Origin of the sequence: Nocardia amikacinitolerans NBRC 108937, from assembly GCF_001612615.1 — a bacterium.
GTDB lineage: Bacteria > Actinomycetota > Actinomycetes > Mycobacteriales > Mycobacteriaceae > Nocardia > Nocardia amikacinitolerans.
The window spans coordinates 412,486-431,301 of record NZ_BDAU01000001.1 but is presented as its reverse complement, the minus strand read 5'-3'; the positions used below and the strand labels follow the sequence as shown (position 1 = coordinate 431,301).

Annotated in this window: 18 protein-coding genes; 7 read left to right on the top strand and 11 right to left on the bottom strand. The window is 68.3% G+C overall.

What is annotated here, in order from left to right; genetic code table 11:
• The first annotated feature begins 182 nt into the window (after positions 1-182).
• The 4 genes from NAM01S_RS01920 (at position 183) to NAM01S_RS01905 (ending at position 3,473) form a co-directional block, all read left to right on the top strand.
• Positions 183-1,328 carry an acyl-CoA dehydrogenase family protein gene (locus tag NAM01S_RS01920; protein WP_067778243.1) on the top strand — a complete coding sequence of 382 codons (1,146 nt, stop codon included), beginning with the start codon at positions 183-185 and terminating at the stop codon, positions 1,326-1,328.
• Positions 1,312-1,986, top strand: a complete 675-nt coding sequence (locus tag NAM01S_RS01915; RefSeq protein WP_067778242.1) for a TetR/AcrR family transcriptional regulator — start codon at positions 1,312-1,314, stop codon at positions 1,984-1,986. The genes NAM01S_RS01920 and NAM01S_RS01915 overlap by 17 nt, the downstream gene beginning before the upstream one ends.
• A gap of 362 nt (positions 1,987-2,348) precedes the next feature.
• On the top strand, positions 2,349-2,540 hold the full coding sequence (locus NAM01S_RS34670; protein ID WP_143861307.1) for a hypothetical protein: 192 nt from the start codon (positions 2,349-2,351) through the stop codon (positions 2,538-2,540).
• A gap of 246 nt (positions 2,541-2,786) precedes the next feature.
• On the top strand, positions 2,787-3,473 hold the full coding sequence (locus NAM01S_RS01905) for a hypothetical protein (protein ID WP_067778240.1): 687 nt from the start codon (positions 2,787-2,789) through the stop codon (positions 3,471-3,473).
• A gap of 4 nt (positions 3,474-3,477) precedes the next feature.
• Here the strand turns inward: NAM01S_RS01905 and ligD are convergent, their stop codons facing one another.
• The 3 genes from ligD to NAM01S_RS01890 all read right to left on the bottom strand — a co-directional run bounded on the left by ligD (position 3,478) and on the right by NAM01S_RS01890 (position 6,173).
• A complete protein-coding gene (gene ligD, locus NAM01S_RS01900) occupies positions 3,478-4,479 on the bottom strand; it encodes a non-homologous end-joining DNA ligase (protein WP_067778239.1) in 1,002 nt (333 codons plus the stop codon).
• Entirely contained in the window at positions 4,476-5,558 is a 1,083-nt protein-coding gene (locus NAM01S_RS01895) for an ATP-dependent DNA ligase (protein ID WP_218018314.1), read from the bottom strand. The genes ligD and NAM01S_RS01895 overlap by 4 nt, the downstream gene beginning before the upstream one ends.
• A gap of 219 nt (positions 5,559-5,777) precedes the next feature.
• Positions 5,778-6,173, bottom strand: coding sequence for a cold-shock protein (locus NAM01S_RS01890; protein WP_067778238.1), 396 nt, complete (start codon positions 6,171-6,173; stop codon positions 5,778-5,780).
• A 125-nt stretch (positions 6,174-6,298) separates the two neighbouring features.
• Between NAM01S_RS01890 and NAM01S_RS01885 the strand changes: the two genes are divergently transcribed.
• Complete coding sequence (locus NAM01S_RS01885; protein WP_084482275.1) at positions 6,299-6,925, top strand: TetR/AcrR family transcriptional regulator; 627 nt, start codon at positions 6,299-6,301, stop codon at positions 6,923-6,925.
• A 5-nt stretch (positions 6,926-6,930) separates the two neighbouring features.
• Positions 6,931-8,076, top strand: coding sequence for a hemerythrin domain-containing protein (locus tag NAM01S_RS01880; RefSeq protein ID WP_067778237.1), 1,146 nt, complete (start codon positions 6,931-6,933; stop codon positions 8,074-8,076).
• A 70-nt stretch (positions 8,077-8,146) separates the two neighbouring features.
• Here the strand turns inward: NAM01S_RS01880 and NAM01S_RS01875 are convergent, their stop codons facing one another.
• The 6 genes from NAM01S_RS01875 to NAM01S_RS01850 all read right to left on the bottom strand — a co-directional run bounded on the left by NAM01S_RS01875 (position 8,147) and on the right by NAM01S_RS01850 (position 16,156).
• Positions 8,147-9,859, bottom strand: coding sequence for an acyl-CoA dehydrogenase family protein (locus NAM01S_RS01875; RefSeq protein WP_084482342.1), 1,713 nt, complete (start codon positions 9,857-9,859; stop codon positions 8,147-8,149).
• A gap of 143 nt (positions 9,860-10,002) precedes the next feature.
• Positions 10,003-10,629 (bottom strand): TetR/AcrR family transcriptional regulator, encoded by a 627-nt coding sequence (locus NAM01S_RS01870; RefSeq protein WP_067778235.1) that lies wholly within the window; start codon positions 10,627-10,629, stop codon positions 10,003-10,005.
• Positions 10,630-10,663: 34 nt separating this feature from the next.
• Complete coding sequence (locus NAM01S_RS01865) at positions 10,664-11,992, bottom strand: pyridoxal-phosphate dependent enzyme (protein ID WP_067778234.1); 1,329 nt, start codon at positions 11,990-11,992, stop codon at positions 10,664-10,666.
• The gene (locus tag NAM01S_RS01860) at positions 11,992-13,545 is read right to left on the bottom strand and encodes a type III PLP-dependent enzyme domain-containing protein (RefSeq protein WP_067778233.1); all 1,554 of its coding nucleotides are present in this window, start codon (positions 13,543-13,545) and stop codon (positions 11,992-11,994) included. Before NAM01S_RS01860 ends, NAM01S_RS01865 begins: the two co-directional genes overlap by 1 nt.
• Positions 13,542-14,828: a heavy-metal-associated domain-containing protein gene (locus NAM01S_RS01855; protein WP_067778232.1), complete on the bottom strand. Its 1,287-nt coding sequence runs from the start codon at positions 14,826-14,828 to the stop codon at positions 13,542-13,544. The genes NAM01S_RS01860 and NAM01S_RS01855 overlap by 4 nt, the downstream gene beginning before the upstream one ends.
• Positions 14,825-16,156, bottom strand: coding sequence for an aminotransferase class V-fold PLP-dependent enzyme (locus NAM01S_RS01850; RefSeq protein ID WP_084482273.1), 1,332 nt, complete (start codon positions 16,154-16,156; stop codon positions 14,825-14,827). Before NAM01S_RS01850 ends, NAM01S_RS01855 begins: the two co-directional genes overlap by 4 nt.
• 113 nt (positions 16,157-16,269) lie before the next feature.
• On the opposite strand from NAM01S_RS01850, the gene NAM01S_RS01845 reads away from it, so the two are divergent.
• Positions 16,270-16,701: a pyridoxamine 5'-phosphate oxidase family protein gene (locus tag NAM01S_RS01845; RefSeq protein ID WP_067778231.1), complete on the top strand. Its 432-nt coding sequence runs from the start codon at positions 16,270-16,272 to the stop codon at positions 16,699-16,701.
• A gap of 9 nt (positions 16,702-16,710) precedes the next feature.
• Here the strand turns inward: NAM01S_RS01845 and NAM01S_RS01840 are convergent, their stop codons facing one another.
• Positions 16,711-17,145: a CBS domain-containing protein gene (locus NAM01S_RS01840; RefSeq protein WP_067778230.1), complete on the bottom strand. Its 435-nt coding sequence runs from the start codon at positions 17,143-17,145 to the stop codon at positions 16,711-16,713.
• A 110-nt stretch (positions 17,146-17,255) separates the two neighbouring features.
• Positions 17,256-18,515, bottom strand: a complete 1,260-nt coding sequence (locus tag NAM01S_RS01835) for a PucR family transcriptional regulator (RefSeq protein ID WP_084482271.1) — start codon at positions 18,513-18,515, stop codon at positions 17,256-17,258.
• Positions 18,516-18,816 lie beyond the last annotated feature (301 nt).

Genomic DNA, 18,816 nt, shown 5'->3' with positions numbered 1-18,816 from the left:
GGCACCCGAACGTACTGGCGGTACGTTCCACCGATAGTGGCAGTACGACGGCGGTCGAAGCAATGGTGATCTGCCGTGCGCCCTCCGGTGACCACAGTTGTTGACAATCCGCCAATAGTGCTGGAACCTGATGACGACGGACCGGCGCCGAGGCCGGTCCGAGGCGAGCAAAGGATCGAACCATGGCACGCGCCGCGTGGAGTGACGACGAAGTAGAAGCCGTACGCGACCTCGCACGGACGTTCTTCGAGAAGGAAGTCGTCCCGCACGAGGAGAAGTTCGTCGCGCAGGGCCACCCCGACCGCAACCTGTACAACCGGGCGGGCGAACTCGGCCTGCTGTGCACCGCCATTCCCGCCGAATACGGCGGCGGCGGTGGCACTTTCGCGCACGAGGCGGCGATCATCGAGGAGCAGGCCTTCGCTGGCGACGGCTCGCTCGGCATGGCGGTGCACAGCTCGATCATCGCCCCGTACCTCATGGAGTTCGGTTCCGAGGAACTCAAGCGGCGGGTGCTGCCCAAGGCGGCCAGCGGCGAGATGGTGCTCTCCATCGGCATGACCGAACCGAGCACCGGATCGGACCTGCAGAACATCAAGACCCGCGCGGTGCGCGAAGGCGACGAGTACGTCATCACCGGCTCGAAGATCTTCATCACCAACGGCTGGCTCTGCGACGGCATCATCATCGCCGCGAAGACGGACCCGACGAAGGGCGCGGCGGGCGTCTCGCTCATCTTCGCCGAGGTCGGCGACGACACCCCTGGCTTCACCCGCGGCCGCATCCTGAACAAGATCGGCGGCAAGGCTCAGGACACCGCCGAGCTGTTCTTCGACGGACTCCGGGTGCCCGCCACCAACCTGCTCGGCGAGGCCGAGGGCCAGGGCTTCTACCAGATGATGCAGCTGCTTGCGCAGGAGCGGCTCGTCACCGCGATCCTCGCCACCGCCATGATTGAGAAGGCGGTCGAGTTGACCGTCGACTACACCAAGGGCCGCGAGGCGTTCGGCAAGCCGCTGTTCGCGATGCAGAACACCAAGTTCGAACTGGCCGAGTGCGCGACGCTGGCCAGGGTGTGCCGCACCTTCCTCGACGACGCGATCGTCAAGCATCTGCGCGGCGACCTCGACATCCCGACCGCGGCCATGTCGAAATACTGGATCACCGACCAACTCGGTATCGTGGTCGATCGCTGCCTGCAACTGTTCGGCGGCTACGGCTACATGACGGAGTATCCGATTTCCCAGCTCTACACCGGCGCCCGCGTCCTGCGCATCCTGGCGGGCAGCAACGAAGTGATGAAGGATCTCATTGCGCGGTCTCTCTGAAACCCGAAGCGGCGGCGCGGATTCGGCGGGGCCGAAAAGCGCCGCCGAGGAATCGCCGCGCCGCCGCAGGCTCGAACCCGACGAGCGGCGCGCGCAGATCCTCGCGTGCGCGATCGACATGTTCGGCGAACGTCCGTACGCGGCGGTGTCCACCGCGGAACTCGCACAGCGTGCCGGGGTGGCCCGCGGGCTGATCAACCACTACTTCGGCAACAAGCGGGATCTGTATCTCGCGGTGGTGCGCCGGATGGTCACGCTGCCCAAGCTCGACGCCATGGTGGTGCCCGCGGGGACCGATCGTGAGCGTGTCGACGCCAGCGTGCACTGGCTGCTGGACACCATCGGCGAGCACGGCAGCACCTGGGTGAAGGTCACCAGCCACGAGGGTGTCGGCGACGACCCCGAGGTGCAGCAGATCCTCGACGAGGCCGACGACGCCGCCGCCGAGCGCACGCTGGTGATGGTCGGTCTTGCCGATTCCACCCACAGCGCCGAATTGCGGGCGATGGTGCGGGCCTACGGCGGGCTGGTCAAGGTGGCGGGCCGGGAGTGGATCACCCGCGGCAATCTCACCAGGGAACAGGTGCACGAGCTGCTCGCCGATCTGCTGCTGACGCTGGTCACCGAGACGATGCCGAAGGTCGACCGGCGGCGCTGATCCGCCCTCCGGTTCGGTACGGCTACCCCAATTTTGGCGGAGGGGCTTGATTGCCAGGAGTAAGCTGATCTGGACGCCTTTCCAGCAGTGATCGAAGGAGCGTTCGCGCTGCGGTCGACATCCGCGGAGTTCGGCTCGTTTGGTGGGTGCCGCGAAAGGCGGATGCCTGATGATTCGGCGCCGGCCCGTTGCCTGTCGGGGCGCTGATCTGGTCGCGTGACTGTCGAGTCGACACTCCCGGTGACGGACGGATGGTCGGCGTCCGGGCACAGAGAGGGATCCAGCGCCCTACCGGCCGAATACCTACGAGCGGCCGATGCGGGGCCTTTGTGAATTACTCGATCGAATCAAGGGATTGCACAATGTCCAGCACAATGATCAAGACCGCCGCCGCGACCGCCATGGCCCTGCCACTGTGCTTCCTCGCAGCGCCCGCCGCTTCGGCGAATCCGGCTCCGGCGCAACCAGCTCCGGTTTCCGCCGCGGAAGTCACGCCCGCGGGAGGTTCCGTCATCCTCTGCTTCCCGCTCGGCAGCGTCGTCTGGTGCATCTGAGATCCACCCTGTTCACCACGCCATCGACGTGGGCGCCGGAGCCGGCCTATCGGTCGGCTCGGGCGCCGGGAGTTATCGCTGAGCATTTCGCCCCGCGGGGCAATCAGCGGCCGAAAGTCCGGGACAAGTAAATCCGATCGGACAATTCGGTCTTATTGCGCCATTTCCTCCGTATTCTGTCTGCGTATCGGGCGGGGCCGGACAGCCCGGGTTTCCGCGCGATGGGTGAATGCGAGAGGGACCTGGATGGCACGCACGCAACAGTGGCAAGAGCGCGAGCGCTGGCCGGAGGCTTGGCCGGACGAGCGGGAACCGGAGGATCCGTACCCGTACGAGCCGCGGCCGATCGTCAATCCGTACGCGATCGTCGCGCTGGTCGCCGCGTTGCTCGCGTTGTTTCCCGTCGCGATCGTCTTCGGGTTCATCGCTTTCAGTCATCCGCGCGGACGCGTGATGGCGTGCTTCGCGCTGCTACTCGGCGCGGCCGAGGTCGCGGCGGTGGCCGGGTTCTTCGTACTCTCCGGAAACATGTTGCCGGACACGGTTTCCCGCGCTAACCAGGCAACGGCGACCACGACCGCCCAGGTCACGACGGTCGCCACCACCTCGGCGCCGACTCCGGCGGCCCCGCCGCCGACCACCGCGCCCCCGACCTCCACGGTGCCCGTGGTGCGCAAGGGCGAGGCCTGCACCGCGGTCCAAGCCGGGCTGATCGGCGCCGCGTCCGACGGCGGAACGCTACTGTGCCTGGCCGATTCCGCTGCCGACGACGGCTACCAGTGGTCGGGTCCGTACAACGTCGGCACCGGCGTCTACGAGGCGGGCGCCAAATGCGACTCCTCCGTCGCCAAAACCGGCCGCACGTCCGACAACCGCGCGCTGGTGTGCGAAACCCAATCCCGCACCCCCGCCTGGGTCCTGTGGACGGAATAGGTCGCTATTCGGCCTTCTTCGCGCGGCTCGGTTGGACTCGGGGCGGCTCGTTGGGCATTTTCGGGTATTGCGGGGGCCAGGGGGCGTCCATGAGGCCCGCGGCCATGTCGCGCTCGGACATTTCGAGCAGGGGTTCGATGGATTGGGGTGCGCGGTCGGCCCAGGGGTCGCCGCGTTCGGCGAGGCGGGCTGGGACGGTCGCGATGGTGAGTTCGTCCGGGGCGACGGTGCCGAGGTCGTCCCAGGAGATCGGCGTCGAGACCTGCGCACCCACTTTCGGGCGCACGCACCAGGCGCCGAATACCGTTTTGTGCGGTGCGTTCTGGTTGAAGTCGATGAAAACGCGTTGGCCGCGTTCCTCTTTCCACCATTGCGCGGTGATCAGGTCTGGGTGTCTGCGCTCCAGCTCCCTGGCCAGCGCGACCGCGGCCGCGCGCACCTGATATCCGTCCCATTTCTCCCGCAGCGCGACGTAAATGTGCAGTCCGCGCGAGCCGGAGGTCTTGATCCGGCATTCGATGCCGAGTTCGGTGAACAGATCCCTGGTGAGCACGGCGGCGTGCTTCAGGTCGTCGAAACTTGTGCCGGGGGAGGGGTCGAGATCGATCCGTAATTCGTCGGCGATACGCAGATCGCCGACATGGTTGGGCCAGACGTGGAAACCGAGGCACCCCTGGTTCACCGCCCACAGAATGTGCGCCAGGTCGTGCGCGACGAGCGCGTCGCTGGTGGTGCCGTTCGGCGTCGACACCTCCACGGTGTGCAGCCAGTCCGGCGCCGACTTGGGCACCCGCTTCTGGAACCACGACTTGCCCGACGCCCCATCGGGATAACGCTCCAGCAGCAGCGGCCGGTCGCGCACCACGCCGAGGAACGGCTCGGCCACCGCCTGGTAGTAACGCACCAGATCGAGCTTGGTCTCGCCGCGTTTGGTGAAGTACACCTTGTCGGGATTGCTGATGGTGACGGTTCTGCCGTCGACCTCGATGTCCACCGACGTCGTCATCGCGACGCCTCGGTGAAGATGGCGCTCAGCTCGGCGGGCGCCACCTCGTCCAGCTGGGCGTAGGTACACGATTCCGGTGTGCGATCGGAACGGAAACGCACCAGCCTGCCGCCGTGGCGCAGCCGGCCGGACTGCACGTGCTCGTAGCGAACCTCGGCCACCAGCTCCGGCCGCAGCGCCTCCCAGGACAGGTCCTTGCCGCCGGTCCAGCGGCTCACCCCGCCCGGCATCTTGCCCTCCGCCTTGGCCTGCGCGGCGGCGTCGGCCCAGTCCCGCCACGGATGGTTCGCCAAAGCGTTCTCCCGCAACGGTTTCAGCTCCTCGACGAGCGATTTGCGTTTGGCCGCCGTGAAACTGCTCGCCACCCCGACGTGGTGCAGGTGGCCTTCGTCGTCGAACAGGCCGAGCAGCAGCGAACCGACGCCCTGGCCGTCCTTGTGCCAGCGGAAGCCCGCCACCACGCAGTCGGCCGTGCGTTCGTGCTTGACCTTCAGCATCACCCGCTTGTCCTGCTGGTACGCCAGGGAGTCGGCCTTGACCATGACCCCGTCGAAGCCGGCGCCCTCGAACCGGGTGAACCAGTCCTCGGCCACGTCCGGGTCGCGGGTCAGCGGCGTCAGGTGGACGCGAGCCAGGGCGGTGTCCAGGATCGTCTCCAGCAGCCGCCTGCGTTCGGCGAACGGTTCGCCGGTGAGGTCCTTGTCGCCGAGCGCGAGCAGATCGAAGGCGACGAAACTCGCGGGCGTCTCCACCGCCAGCTTGTTCACCCGCGACGCGGCCGGATGCAGCCGATTCTGCAGGGTGTCGAAATCCAGGCCGTGCTCGGTGACCACCACGATCTCGCCGTCCACCACGCATTTGTCGGGCAGCGCCTGTTTCAGCAGTTCCGCGACCTCGGGGAAATACCGGGTCAGCGGACGGTCGTTGCGGGAACCGAGTTCGACTTCGTCACCGTCGCGGAACACCACGCAACGGAATCCGTCCCATTTGGGTTCGAAGCTCAGGCCCGGCTCGCGCGGCACCGACGGCGCGGTCTTGGCCAGCATCGGCCGGACGGGTGGCATCACCGGTAGGTCCACGCGTTCCTCCTCGGGTTCGGTCCTCACCCGTGCTGACGTCGTTGCCGACGCGAATTCATCGGTTCGAACCGGTTCGTCCCGGTCGATCGTAGACACCGGGTACGACAAGCAGACGAACTTCGGCGCCCGGGCGCGTGCTGTTCACCCGCAATTCTCTGGCAGACGCCGTCAGCTGGTCGTCGTCGGAGTTCGAGGAATATGGCTACCGGCCGGCGCGACTCAGTCCAGCCAGCCGTGTTGGTCGGCGAAGGCGGTGAGGCGGTCGCGAATGGTGAGGATCTCGCCAGCGGTGAGCGCGGGGCTCGCGTCCAGCAGCAGTTCGGTGATCAGGCGCTTGTGCTCGGCGGCGGTGAGCTGACCGGTCGACGATCTGTCCTTCTTGTGCCGGGACGGCGCGGCGGCCGCACCGCCGACCGCGCTGAGATTGACCGCCTTGGGGCCACGGTCGCCCTCGGTGACGTCGAATTCGAAGACCCGCCCCTGGCGCAATTCGTCCTCGTCCAGTCCGATGTCGTTCACGTGCACGAACACATCCGGTCCACCGTCTTCCGGTCGAATGAACCCGAACCCCCGAGAGCTGTCGAACGACACCAATTTCCCGATGGACACCAACACCCGCTCCTCGCCGCCGTCGCTACCCGGCCACTTTAGCTCGCATTATCCGCCTCGTTGTTCGAAAGCGCATCGATAATTCGCTGGAACAGTATTGTGTTGAATACAGGCCTGTTCGACAATGGAGTATGGCCACGAGCACTCGGCGATACCGTTCCACCCTGCGCCAGGCGAAGGCCGACGAGACGAGGGCGGCGGTGCTCGCCGCGGCCGCCGAGCTGTTCGTGGCGCGCGGGTGGGCGGGCACCTCGATGCGTGACATCGCCGGTCGCGCTGGTTGCGCGGTGGAGACGGTGTACAGCAGTGTCGGCAACAAACGCGAGATCCTGAAAGTGGTGCTCGACGTGGCCGTGGTCGGGGACGACGAGCCGGTGCCCCTGCTCGAACGGCCGGAATTCCACGCCATCGCGGCGGGCGTCGTCCGCGAGCGCGCCGCCAAGCTGGCCGGCCTGCTCGAGACCGTGAACCGGAGATCGGCGGCATTGCACCGGGTGCTGGTGCAGGCTGCCGCCGCCGATGCGGAACTGGCCGCGCTCGCGGCCCGCGACCGCGCGAATCGCTGGACGTCGATGCGGGCGGGGCTCGAGGCGGTGACGGGTCGACCCGTCACCGACGCCGAGGCCGACTCGCTGCGCGCCGTCCTCGGGGGCGAGGTCTACCTCGCGCTCACCGAGGAATCGGCGTGGACGCCGGACAAGTATCGAAACTGGGCGGCCGACACCGTGATTCGGCTGCTCGACCTCGCCGAGGAGTAATCGACATGGCTTCCTCCGCAGACCTGGAACGGCCCGCCGACACCCGCGTGATGGGAATCGTGAATTCGGCGATGCGCCGTGATCTGCGCAGAGCCAGGAACGCCTTGAGCGCCTGGCCCTATCCGTACGACGAGCAGCGGGTCGCGATCGCGGAACATCTGCTCTGGATCATGCGCTTCCTGCACCATCACCACGAGTCCGAAGACGAGCATCTCTACCCGGTGGTCCGCGACCGCGACCCGGCGGCGGCGCGGCTTCTCGACCGGATGAACGCCGACCACCGCGCCATCGAGCCCGCCATCGACCGGCTGGTCCGCGCGGCGTCGGTTTATCGGGTGAGCGCCGAGGCTCGCGCCGATGTGCTCGCGGCGCTCGACCACCTGGAGGCCGTGCTGTTGCCGCACCTGGAACGCGAAGAGCGCGAGATGATGCCGGTGGTCTCGGCCACGATGACCGAAGGCGAGTGGCGGCACTGGGCCGACGAGTACAACGTCAAACCCCTCGGCCCGATCGAGCTGTTCGACGAGGGTTTGTTCCTCGTGGACGGCGCCTCACCCGGTGATGCCGCCGCGATCGGCGAGCTGGTCCCCGCCGTCCCGCGCTGGCTCATGCTGCGCGTCATGATCAAGCGGTACCGCAAGGCCGCGTTCCGGCGCTGGCACACCGATGAATTCTCCCCGCTGCGTACGCCATTGGGCGGCAGCCACGAGGCGTTCTGCGCCGAGCGGCCGGAGGCGGTGTGGGCGGTGCTCACCGATATCACTCGCGTCGGCGAATGGAGCCACGAATGCCGCGGCGCCGACTGGGTCGGTGACAGCACCCGCGTCGAGGTCGGCGCCCGCTTCCGTGGCCGCAGCAAGTCGGGCTTCCTGCGGTGGCGGCGCATCTGTACCGTCACGGTGGCCGACGCGCCCAAGGAGCTGGTCTGGGTCACCCACGGTGGCATCTTCGGCGATCACACCGAGTGGCGGTTCCTGCTGCGCCCCACGCCGGACGGCACCCGAATCCGGCAGACGTATCGCGTTCTCGCCCTTCCGGTGTGGTTCGACCGGATGATCTACCGGTTCCTGCCCGCGCACCGCGATCGGTCCCGCGCGCTGCAAGGGGATCTCGACCGGCTGGCCCAACTCGTCGAGCGCGAGTCGTCCTGACCGGTCCAGCTCCGCCGGTCGCGGCCGAACACCACGGCGTGCCCGCGGTGTCCAGGCCGCGCACCGCGGATTACGGGTTCATCCGGTACGCGCCCGCGTGAGCGAGCACCTCCGTGTAGACCCGATTGGCCCGCGCGGCGTCGCCGATCGGCTTGCGCAGCACGCTGAGCGCCCATTCCTGTTGCGCGGCAGTCGAAGACGCCTTGCCGAACACCCCGAGGGCGTACGCCGAGAAGTCGCGGACGAACAATTCGAAGATGGCGTCGACATGATCGTCGGGTGTGCCCGCGATCTTCGCCTGCTCCAGGATCAGCTGGCCGTAGGGCAGCAGCGTGAACAACTCGCCGACCGCCAGCTGGTAGTCCAGATCGGTCAGCTGTTCGTCGGTGGCGGGCGCCTGCACCGGGAATTGGACGAACCGCTCCGCCTGCTCCAGGAACAGCGCGACGTTCGGCAGGTGCCGGTAGTCGGCGAACGCGGGCCGCCAGTCGGCGAAGCGCACCTTGCCGAGACCCGCGGCGCCGGGCTGGCGGAACAGCGCCTCGTCGTCGCCGGGGTCGCGGCGCACCTGTACCGGCGGCAGGTCGGCGGCGTTGTAGAGGAAGCTCGGCATGAATTTCAGGGTGAGCGCCATGTTGACGTGGGCGGTGCCCTCCAGCCGCGGCATGGAGTCGATAAGGCCGCGCGCCATCGCGAAGTAGGTGTCCTTCTCGAAACCCTTGGCGGAGATGACATCCGACAGTTCACGGAAGGCGCGCTCACCCTCGCGCGTCACCTTCATCTTGCCGATCGAGTTGAACATGACGAAACGCCGGTCCGCCGGGGACGATTCGCGCATGTAGTCGATGGCGCGCTCGTGGTAGAGCTTCATGGCCGTGATGCGAATGTAGTTGTCGGACAAGATCTGTCGCACCTGACCGAAGTCGGTGACCGGATGTCCGAACAGGATCTTGTTCGCCGCCTGATCGACGGTCTCGTAGAAGCAGTGCTGCACGATGCCGAGGGTGACCATGCCGATGTTGAACTTGCCGCAGTTCACCGCGGCCAGCGCGACGTCGAAGGCCTTGCGGCCGGTGTGCAGCACGTCGTCGGCGGTGACCGGGTAGTCCGCCAGATCGTAGGCGCTGACGTAGTTCTGCCCGTGAATGACGTTCTTGACCAGGGTGTAGTTGGGGTGACCGCTGTCGGCGAGGAACCAGACGTAGGCGTCCGGGCCCTCGACGTCGGTGCGCCTGCCGATGGTCGGCACCAGCCGCGCGACATTGCCGTTGCCGATGTAGTACTTGCTGCCGTTGGCGATGAATCCGCCCGCGCCGTCGGGGGTGAGCAGCATGTCGGTGGAGTAGATGTCGGCGCCGTGGTCCTTCTCGGACAGGCCGAACGCCACGATCCCGCCGCGGTCGAGCTCCTCGGCGGCGCGCGCGTGCGCCTTGCCGTTGGCGCTCTGCCAGATGGTGGCGAGGCCGAGGGTCGACACGCCCCACGCGTACCAGTACTGCGCGCCGTAGAACCCGGTGATCTCGTTGAACTTGGAGATGAACGCGGTGTCCCAGCGCTTGTCCGGATCGCCGCCCGCGTGCGCCTTCGGGGTCGCCATGTAGGCGAGGATCCGGGACTCGGCCAGGTACTCCATCCAGTCGTCGTACCACTCGCCGCGGTGCGCGTCGGCGGTGAGCGCCTGCTTGCCCTTGCTCTCGAAGAAGTCGACCAGCGAGGCCAGCAGCCGCCGGGTCGTCGGGTCGAATTCCGCGAAGGTGTCGGTCTTCGGATTGAACAGGGGCATGGCCGCGCTGCCTTTCATCTGAGGGCGTGTGCCATCAATTTAGAAGTGAAGGCACCTGCCGTCAATTGTCTGGCGCGGATTTCCCGGACATGGCAACGGCCCGCCGCCTCGGGCGAGGCGCGCGGGCCGTGGCACTTCTCGGGTCAGGAGTGGTAGATCGAGCGGTAGGCCGTGATGGTGGCGACGCAGTGGTCCACGATCTGTTCGCGGGACGCGCGCAGTGACCCGTTCAGCCATGCGGAGAACATGCCGGCATTGCCGCTGGCCATGCTCACCGCGGCCAGCCTGCGCCGGACCGGGTCCGCGATGTGGGCGAACAGGTGGTCCTGGATCAGCCGGGTGAAGGCGGGCATCACGGCGATGGTGGTCTGGCCGAGACCGGTGCTGGAGTACGGCTCGACCAGAAACAGGCGCGACTTGCGCGGATCTTCCAGCACCTTGTCCACCAGGACTTCCGCCAGCGCCCGGTCCCTCGACGGGTCGTCGGCCGAGGCGAACGCGGTCATCGGCTCCAGGAACTCGTCGGCGACCTGCCGGTACAGCACGTCGAGCAGTTCGTCGCGGCTGCTGAAACTCTCGTAGAAATAGCGGTCGGTGAGATTGGCGCGGCGGCACACCGCGCGCATCGTGACGCCCGCGGCCCCCGCCTCGCCGATCAGATCCAGCGCGGCCTCGAGCAGCGCGGCGCGGCGTGCCTCCCTGCGCTCGGTGAGCGTCGTCCCACCCCAGATGCGGGGACCGGCGTCGTCTGATTCCTGGCCTGTCTGCACCGATTCACAGTAATGCCTACCGGACATCGGCCGTTCAGGCCCCGCTTTCCAGCGTCATCCCCGCGTCGCGCCAGCGCACGATGCCGCCCTCCAGGCTCGCCGCGTCGTATCCGGCGTGCCGGGCGAGCGCGGCGAAGCGCAGCGAGACCTCGCCGACCGGGCACACGAACACCACCGGCCGCGAGCGGGGGAACGGGACCCCTTGGCCGAGCATGTCCTCGAGCTGATCGTCGCGGATGTTCACCGCCCCGGGGACGTGCCCGATGCGATAGGCCATCGCGCCCCGGGTGTCGACGATGGTGGGACGTCCGGTGCGGTCCAGTTCCGCGAGTTCGGCGGGCGAGAGCCGTGGCGTGGCATCGAGTTCGGCGGCCGTCGGTTCCCTGCGCCGGTCCGGCCGGTCGAACAGGTCCGGCCTGCGCTTCTTGATGTAGGAGAGGTAGGGCTCGAGCCGATCGCAGACGATGAGGACCGCGACCACCGGATCGCTCGCGTCGCGCGCCGAGAGGTCAAGCCCGGCAAGGGTTTCCAGGGCCGCCGCGTAGGCCGCGCCGCTCGTCGGCCCGGCCAGCACGCCGTATCCGGTGGCCAGCCGCAGCGTCGCGTCGACGGCGTCGCCGGATGCCACGGTGACGATGCGGTCGTAGAAGTCCGGCTGGAACAGCCCGACGTCCCACATCTCGGTCTCCGAGCGAATGCCGGGGATGAAGTCCGAGCGCTCGGAAACCACGGCGATCGTGCGCAATTCGGGATTGTGCTTGCGCAGGTAGGTCGCCGCGCCCCTGGTGGACCCGGTGGTGCCGAGCCCTCCCACGAGGTAGTCCACCCGGGGGATGCCGTCGGCCGCCAGGTCTTCGTGGATCTCGCGTCCGGTCCCCAGGCAGTGTGCCTCGACGTTCTTCTCGTTGGTGTACTGCGACGGATGATGGTAGGCGCCGGGCTCTTTCGCCATGGTCGACTCGATCACCGAATACACGTCGTTCGGCGTCGTCGGGTCAGGGCACTCGGAAAGCCCTGGCAGCTCGACGATGTCGGTGCCGAGCAGTCGCAGCAGATCGCGCACCTCGGCGACCTTGATCCGATTGGTCACCGCGCGCAGCCCGACGCCCGAGAGTCCGCCGAGCACCCGCAGCGCCTTGGCGGTGTTGCCGCTGGACGCCTCGATCAGGGTCTGCCCGGCGGCGGTGATCGCATCCAGGTCGTCTCGGATCATGCCCCAGGCGACCCGGTCCTTGACCGAGCCGAACGGGTTGTACGACTCCAGTTTCGCGTACAGCTCGACGTGCTCGAGCCCGTGGACCGCGGGATCGAGGCGCAGCAGCGGCGTATTGCCGATCAGCTCGGTGATGTGGTCGTAGCGCATCAGAGCGCCTCGGCTTCCCGCGGCACCGGCGCGGGCCGTCGCGCCGACAGCGGATCCGCCGGAACGTGCGGTTCGTAGTCGATGTCGCGACACACTTCGAAACCGCTCCCTCGCTGGGCCACAGCCAGTTTCGGCGGCGGTGGCTGCATCGAGGCCGAGGCCGCCGAGAGGTCCATGTGGTAGGCGGCGGTGTTCGGGAAGACGACCAGATCCCCCGACTTCGGACGAGTCGCCAGCCACACCTTGTGGTTGGTGATCAGGTCGCGCTCGAGGCACAGTCGTCCGGCGAAAAACACTCCCACCGGCCCGGTTTCGCGCGCGAGGGCAGTGTCGGCCGCCGAACGCGGCGGGTTGATCGCGCCGTCGCCTGACCACTGGGGCGGGACACCGTCGCGCGCCGCGCCGGGCAGCACGATCGGATCGACCATCACCTCCTGATCGGCCGGCGTCACCGCGTCGCGGCTGAGGTCGACGTTCACCAGCAGCGTGCCGTCCCCGAGTTCCTTGACGAACACGACCCGCGCCACCGTCACCCCGGCGTGGTCGACGAGGGCCTTGCCCGGCTCGAGCCAGAGATCGAGCAGATTGTCCGCTGCGACCTGGGCTACCGTGCGTCCGCCTTGCCGTTCCAGGGGCGAGGTCAGCAGGTCGGCGAGCATCCCGGTGGCCGGAATCGTGTTGGCGTACTTGTGGAACACCGGAGTGCCGTGCACCGCCCCGCCCTCGACGTGGTAGCCGAAGGTGTTGTCACCCCAGCTCATCGGCTCGCCGCGGCCGAGAAGTGACTCGCGCAGCGCGCGGACGTAGCCGTCGAACCGGTCGGCGTCGGCGGTGAACACCTGGCGCAGGCCGCCGCCCAAGTCCAGCACGCTGGGGGACAAGCCGTGCGCGTAGGCCTGCTCGACCAGCGTCAAGCAGGCGTCGATCGCGCGCACCCGTTCGGCGTTCTCACCACTGTCGATGTGGAAAGCGAAGCCGAGGAACGAGATTCGACCGCGCTGGGCGCCGAGCAGATCGAGCGCGCGATCGACGTGGCTCAGTGGCACCCCGAAGCGACTCAGTGGCGACCCCGGAAAGCCGGAGACGCGAAGCAGCACCGGCACTTCGGCGCGATCACCGGCGAGTTCGGTGATCCGGCCCAACTCCCAGAGATTGTCCACGTTGATCGTCGCGCCGCGGTCGATCAGATCGCGCAGGAACGCCTCACCCTTCGGGCCGGTCACCTCGATTCGCGTCGGCCCGAATCCGGCGCCGATCGCGCTGGCCAGTTCCTGCGGCGAGGCCACGTCGACGGCGATGCCGGCGTGCTCGGCCGTGCGTACGAAGGCGCGGGACTGATTGGCCTTGTGCGCGTAGCAGATTCGATACCTGGGCAGCTGCCGGTCCAGCACGGCGCGCAAGTCGCTCAGGTTCTCCGCGAAGACCTGGGGGAAGACGAGATGCACCGGAGACCCGAATCGGCTCAGCGTCTCGTCCAAGGCGTCGCGGGCGTCGAGGAAGGCGCGAACCAGCGGATGGATCTTCGCGGGTAGCGCCGGTAGCGGCGCCGTCATACCGCGGATTCCGAAGGCTGCGCGCTGATTTCGGCGTCGACCGGGTCCGGCTTCTCGGCGACCGGGTTGTACCCGCCGTCGCGCAGCGCCTCGAAGGCGCGCGCCCGATTGCGCGGGCTGCGGAACTCGGCGACCACGCGCTTGCTGATCAGGTCCACCTCGGCGACCACGAGCCCCATCGACTCCAGCACGCCGGTGATCGTGCGGACACAGTGCTTGCAGGTCATATCCGGTACATAGAAGACGCGGTCCTCGGCCGTCACCGGATCGTCGGCCGTGCGCTCGTCCAGCGCGGCGGCGACCTCCACTGGGCGGCAGCTCGCCACGATTTCGGTGAACACCGCGACGAAACGGTCGACCACGAGGGGCAGCAGGCTGTAGTGCGCGCCGTCGAGCTGATGCGGCATCGCGGCGAGGCAGGCCGGGCGGGTGCCGGGCGGCAGCAGCGCGTACTGGCGGGAGATGAGGTCGAGATCCTCGTGGTACTTGGCGATCGCGTCCTCGACGCTCAGACCCTCGACCGTGGTCGCGCGCCGCATCACGGTGTGCGCGTCGGCGATGGTGGCGTCCTTCATGGCGCGCAGCGTGGCCACCGATTCGGCGGTGTAGCGCACGGTGCCGTCGGGCTGGGTCGCCAGCGTCACCGGGATCATCCCGCGCCGGTAGGTGGAGGCCTGCAACTCCCAGAACCAGCGCGTCGCGACCGCCGCGAACAGGCCCGAATCCCGCATGCCCGTGGCGAATTCGATCGGGTCGCGATACGGCGTCTGGCGCGCGAGCAGCGCGTGCTGGGCGAGCGCGCGGCCGGTCGCCTCGATGCCGACGCGGAAGATCTCCAGTGGTTCGTGATCGGTCGTTGTGCCAACCAGCACGGCGCGCTCCCGGCTGCCGAGTTCCTCGACGCGGCGTACCAGCGCGGTATCGGCCCGCAGCGCGTGCCACAGCGCGAGGACGGTCTCGCGCACCGCGATCGGCACGAGCGGGCCGAGGCCGTCGGCGCGGTAGTGTCCGGTGTTGGGGATGCCGTCGCTGTCGGTCCACGCGATGCGGTGGGTCGCGGTGGTCACCTGGTTCGGGCGGCAGGGCCGCATGAACCGCTCCAGGTACAGCCGCTGCGAATAGGTGAGGTGGCTGTTGGCTTCCGGACGCAGTGCGGCACAGGTGAATTCGATGCGGCGCGGATCGGGCGGCACCGGGACGTCGCCGAACAGCCCTTGCTGGGCGAGTCCGGCGAGGACCCGGGACGCCGCCCTGCGGTCGTAGCGCGGGGTGTCGGTGTTCACGTGACCTCCTCGGCAATCGTCGTGACGCAGGCGGTGAACCGGTCGATCTCGTCGAGGGTGTTGTAGATGTGCGTGCTGACCCGCACCGAGTCCAGGTCGTCGTCGCCCTGGCCTGCCGAGGGCGTGCAGTGCAGGCCGGTGCGCACCAGGAAGCCCAGCTCGCCGAGCACGAAACCCACGTCGGCGGCGCTGATTCCGGCGATGCGGAAGGAGACGATGCCGTAGCCCGTAGCGCACGGCGCGTGGGCGGGACCGGGCAGGAACTCCAGCCCCGGCGCCGCCCGCAATCCCTCGATCAGCCGCAGGGTGAGCGCGCGGTTGTGCGCGGCGATGGCCTCGATGCCGAAGGACTCGAGCACGTCCAGCGCGCTGCCGAGCGCCAGGATGCCGGGGATGTTGTGGGTGCCGCCCTCGAGCAGGTCGGGCATCGCCGTGCCGACCAGCCCCGACTCGGTGAGCCGAACCCCCGAGTTCCCGCCGGGCAGGAAGGGTAGCAGCCGATCGTGAATTCGCCGGTGGCAGTACAGGATTCCGACTCCGGGTGCGCCGAGCATCTTGTGCGCGGCGAACACCGCGAAATCGGCGCCGAGCTCGGTGACGTCGACCGGCAGGTGCCCGCCGCTCTGACTGCAGTCGAAGCACAGCAGGACCGACGGATCGATCCGTCCGCGCAGTTCTTCCAGCGTGGTCACCGCGCCGAAGACGTGGTGCAGGTGGCTGGTGACGATCAGCCTGGTGCGCGGGGTGAGCTTGCCGAGGATGTCGGCGGTGTCGGCCTCGCCGAGTTCGGTGGTCCGGTAGGGGACCAGCTCGATGCGGCGGCCGAACCGGGCGAGCACTTGGCGCAGGTGGTGCCAGGGATGCACGGCGGAGGCGTGATCGCGCGGGTTGTAGAGGATTTCGTCGCCGTCGGCGAGTTCGGCCAAGCCCCAGGACAGGGCGACCGCGTTGAGCGCGGCGGTGGCGCCAGCGGTGAAGACCACCTCGTCGGCATGTTCGGCGCCGAGGAACGCCGCGGCGCGGGCGCGCACGTCGGCCAATTGCGCGGTCAGTTCGGTCGACCAGGCGTAGGCGCCGCGCCCGGCGTTGGCGGTGCGGGAGGAGTGATAGCGGTGAATCGTCTCGATGACGGGCAGCGGCTTCTGCGTGGTCGCCGCGCTGTCCAGATAGACCTCGGACGATTCCGCCAGCGCGGGAAACAGCGCGCGGATCGTGTCGTCGTGGACGGTGTCGGTGCGGGGCGGTGACGAAGCGGGGAACCGGTGAGCGGGGGAGTGGCGTACGACCGGGGAGCGGGTGAAGTGCGAGCCTGGCGCGGGTGACCGCAACGTGACGCTCCCTTCACGCCGATGCCCTGGACACCACCCAACGATACGCACTTTCCCCGGGGTGATCGAAGGTTTCAGGTGGACAACGTCTTTCACGCGCTAGCCTGAAACGCATGCCACTGAGCCAAGAGGAGCGTCAGCAATTTCTCGCGGAGCCGCACATCGCGGCGTTGGCCGTCGCGGCGGGCCCGGATCGCGGTCCGCTGAACGTGCCGATTTGGTACCAGTACGCGCCCGGCGCGGAGGCGTGGGTGCTGACCGGCCCGGAGTCGGAGAAGATGCGGTGCATCAGGAAGGCGGGCCGCTTCAGCCTGATGGTGCAGCGGCTCGAGCCGACGGTGCGCTACGTCAGCGTGGAAGGGCCCGTCACCCGGGTCACGCCGATGACCGACGAACTGCACCGCGAGATGGTCGCCCGCTATCTGCCGCCGGACAAGGTCGACGCCTACCTGAAAGCCGCCGAGGCGTACGGCGAGCAGGTCGCGGTGTACATGCGACCCGAGCGGTGGCTGTCCGCCGACCTCGGCGACCTGACCGCGCTGTAACGCGCGGGTTCAGTACCGGCCCTGGAGATAGTCGACCAGGTGCTGGCGTTCGGTCGCGAGCTCGGAGATCGCGCTCTTGACCACATCGCCGATGCTGACGATGCCGATCAGCCGGTCGTCGCGCACGACAGGCAGATGCCGGATCCGGTGGTCCGTCATGACCCGGCGCAAACTGTCGACGTGGTCGTCGGGAACGCACGTGCGGACCTCGACGGTCATGATGTCCGCGACGGGCGTGTCCAGCAGGTCCGCGCCGAGCTCGTGCAGGCGGCGCACCACATCGCGCTCGGAGACGATGCCCGCGATCCGCATGCCGTCGGGGGACACCACCACCGCGCCGATATTGTGCTCGGCCAAAGTGGCCAGCAGGCTCCGCACCGTCGTGTCGGGCGGAACCGTGGCGACGTCGCTACCTTTCCTGCGCAAGATCTCCGCGATTCGCATACTTTTCACCATCCAGACTCACGGGGTTCCAGGATCGCAAGTTCCGGAACGGGTGACCAGCACGAATCCGCATCGTTGCGCCCGCGAGATTTACCGGGCGTACTTCCCGTCTATAAGCGCCGGGCCACGCTGCGATCGAGGTCCCTGGCCAGCAAGGCGATGGCCGCCTGCGAGATGCCCGCCGAGGTGGCGAGGTCGATGGTGGTCAGCTGCGCGATGCGGCGCAGGCGGTAGTCGACGGTGTTGGGGTGCACGTACAGCTGGCGCGCGGTGAGCTGCCGGTTCATGTCGTTGCCCAGGTACGCGCGCATGGTGTCGAACAGCTCGGGGTGCGCGTCGAGCGGGTCCAGGATGGTGGCGATCCGCCGGGCGGCCGGTCCGCCGCGGGTGAGCTGGTACTCCACGGCCAGGTCGGCCATCTGATAGAGCCCTGCCGCGCGGCCGCCGACCCGGACCAGGTTCAACAGTTCGTGGGCCTGCTCGGCGGAATCCGGGATGCGATCGGTGTCGCCGACGACGACGGTGGCGGTGAGCGGCACCTCGGCGCCCTCGGAGAGCGTGTCGAGCACCTCGGCGGTGAGCGCGGGGACGTCCTCGCCGAGCGGAACCAGCAGCGTGCCGCCCTTGGTGGACAGCAGAGCGAGCGCGCGCGAGCGGAAGGCGCTGGCCAGCGCGGACTGTAGCCGGCGTAGCTTGCGCCGTGCGGCGACCCGCGCGTCGACCCGCGGGTCGCGCTCGTCCGGATGCTCCGGCACCGAGAGCGCCACCACCTGGTATGCCTCCGCGATGGGGATGCCCGCCTGCCTCGCGAGTGCGGAACTGCCGCGACCGCTGAGCAGGGCGGAGGCCAGCGTCTGCGCCGCGGTCTGGTGCTCGCGGGCGACCAGATGCTGCTCGTCGACGTAGGCGTCGGAGACCGCGGCCGTGATGACCTCGAGCAGTTCGAGCATCAGATCGGTCGCGACGATCACCTCGTCCACGTCGTCTGCCTTGGCGCCCTCGGTGACCAGGCCGAAGGCGATGCGGAGACCTTCGTGGTAGGCGCGCAGGATGGTGCCGAGCGGGACCGCCTCGCGCGCCCATTGCGCCGCGGCCTCCCTGACCTCGCCGAGCTGGGCGTCGTCGGGCACCATCCGGCGGTCGAACATCTCGGCCGCGAGCGCGAGGCAGAAGCGCGTCACCTTGGTGACGTCGCCGCGCATCTGCTCACCGGGCAGCGTGCGGCACGGCGCGACGCAGGTCGCGAAGTACCCCACCATGCGCGAGGCGACGCCATCGGTGTTCTGCAGTGGCACCGACGCCGGCTGTCCGCCTATTTCGAGCGCCGTGGCGGACGTGTCGGCGGACAGATCCAGCGCGGTGAAGGTCATACGTAGTGCTCCAGTGCCACATCGGACGAAATAGAACTGCGCCCGAATCGTTGCATCACTATACGAAACGGTTATGGGCAGGGCGAGTGTTCGGTGAGATACGTTGCATCGCAGCACCGTTGTGCACAGTTCCGAATGCAAGCTTCGGAACGGGCAGTTCCGCGGAATCGGCGCTCCCGTGGGCGAACCGGGCCCGCGGCAGCGTCGGTGTATCAGACGGTCGGCACGCGATCGCGCCGATGGGTGAGCCCCCCGGGTCGCCGCGTCCCGCCGCAGAGTGTCGGCGGATCTGTGAAGCGGG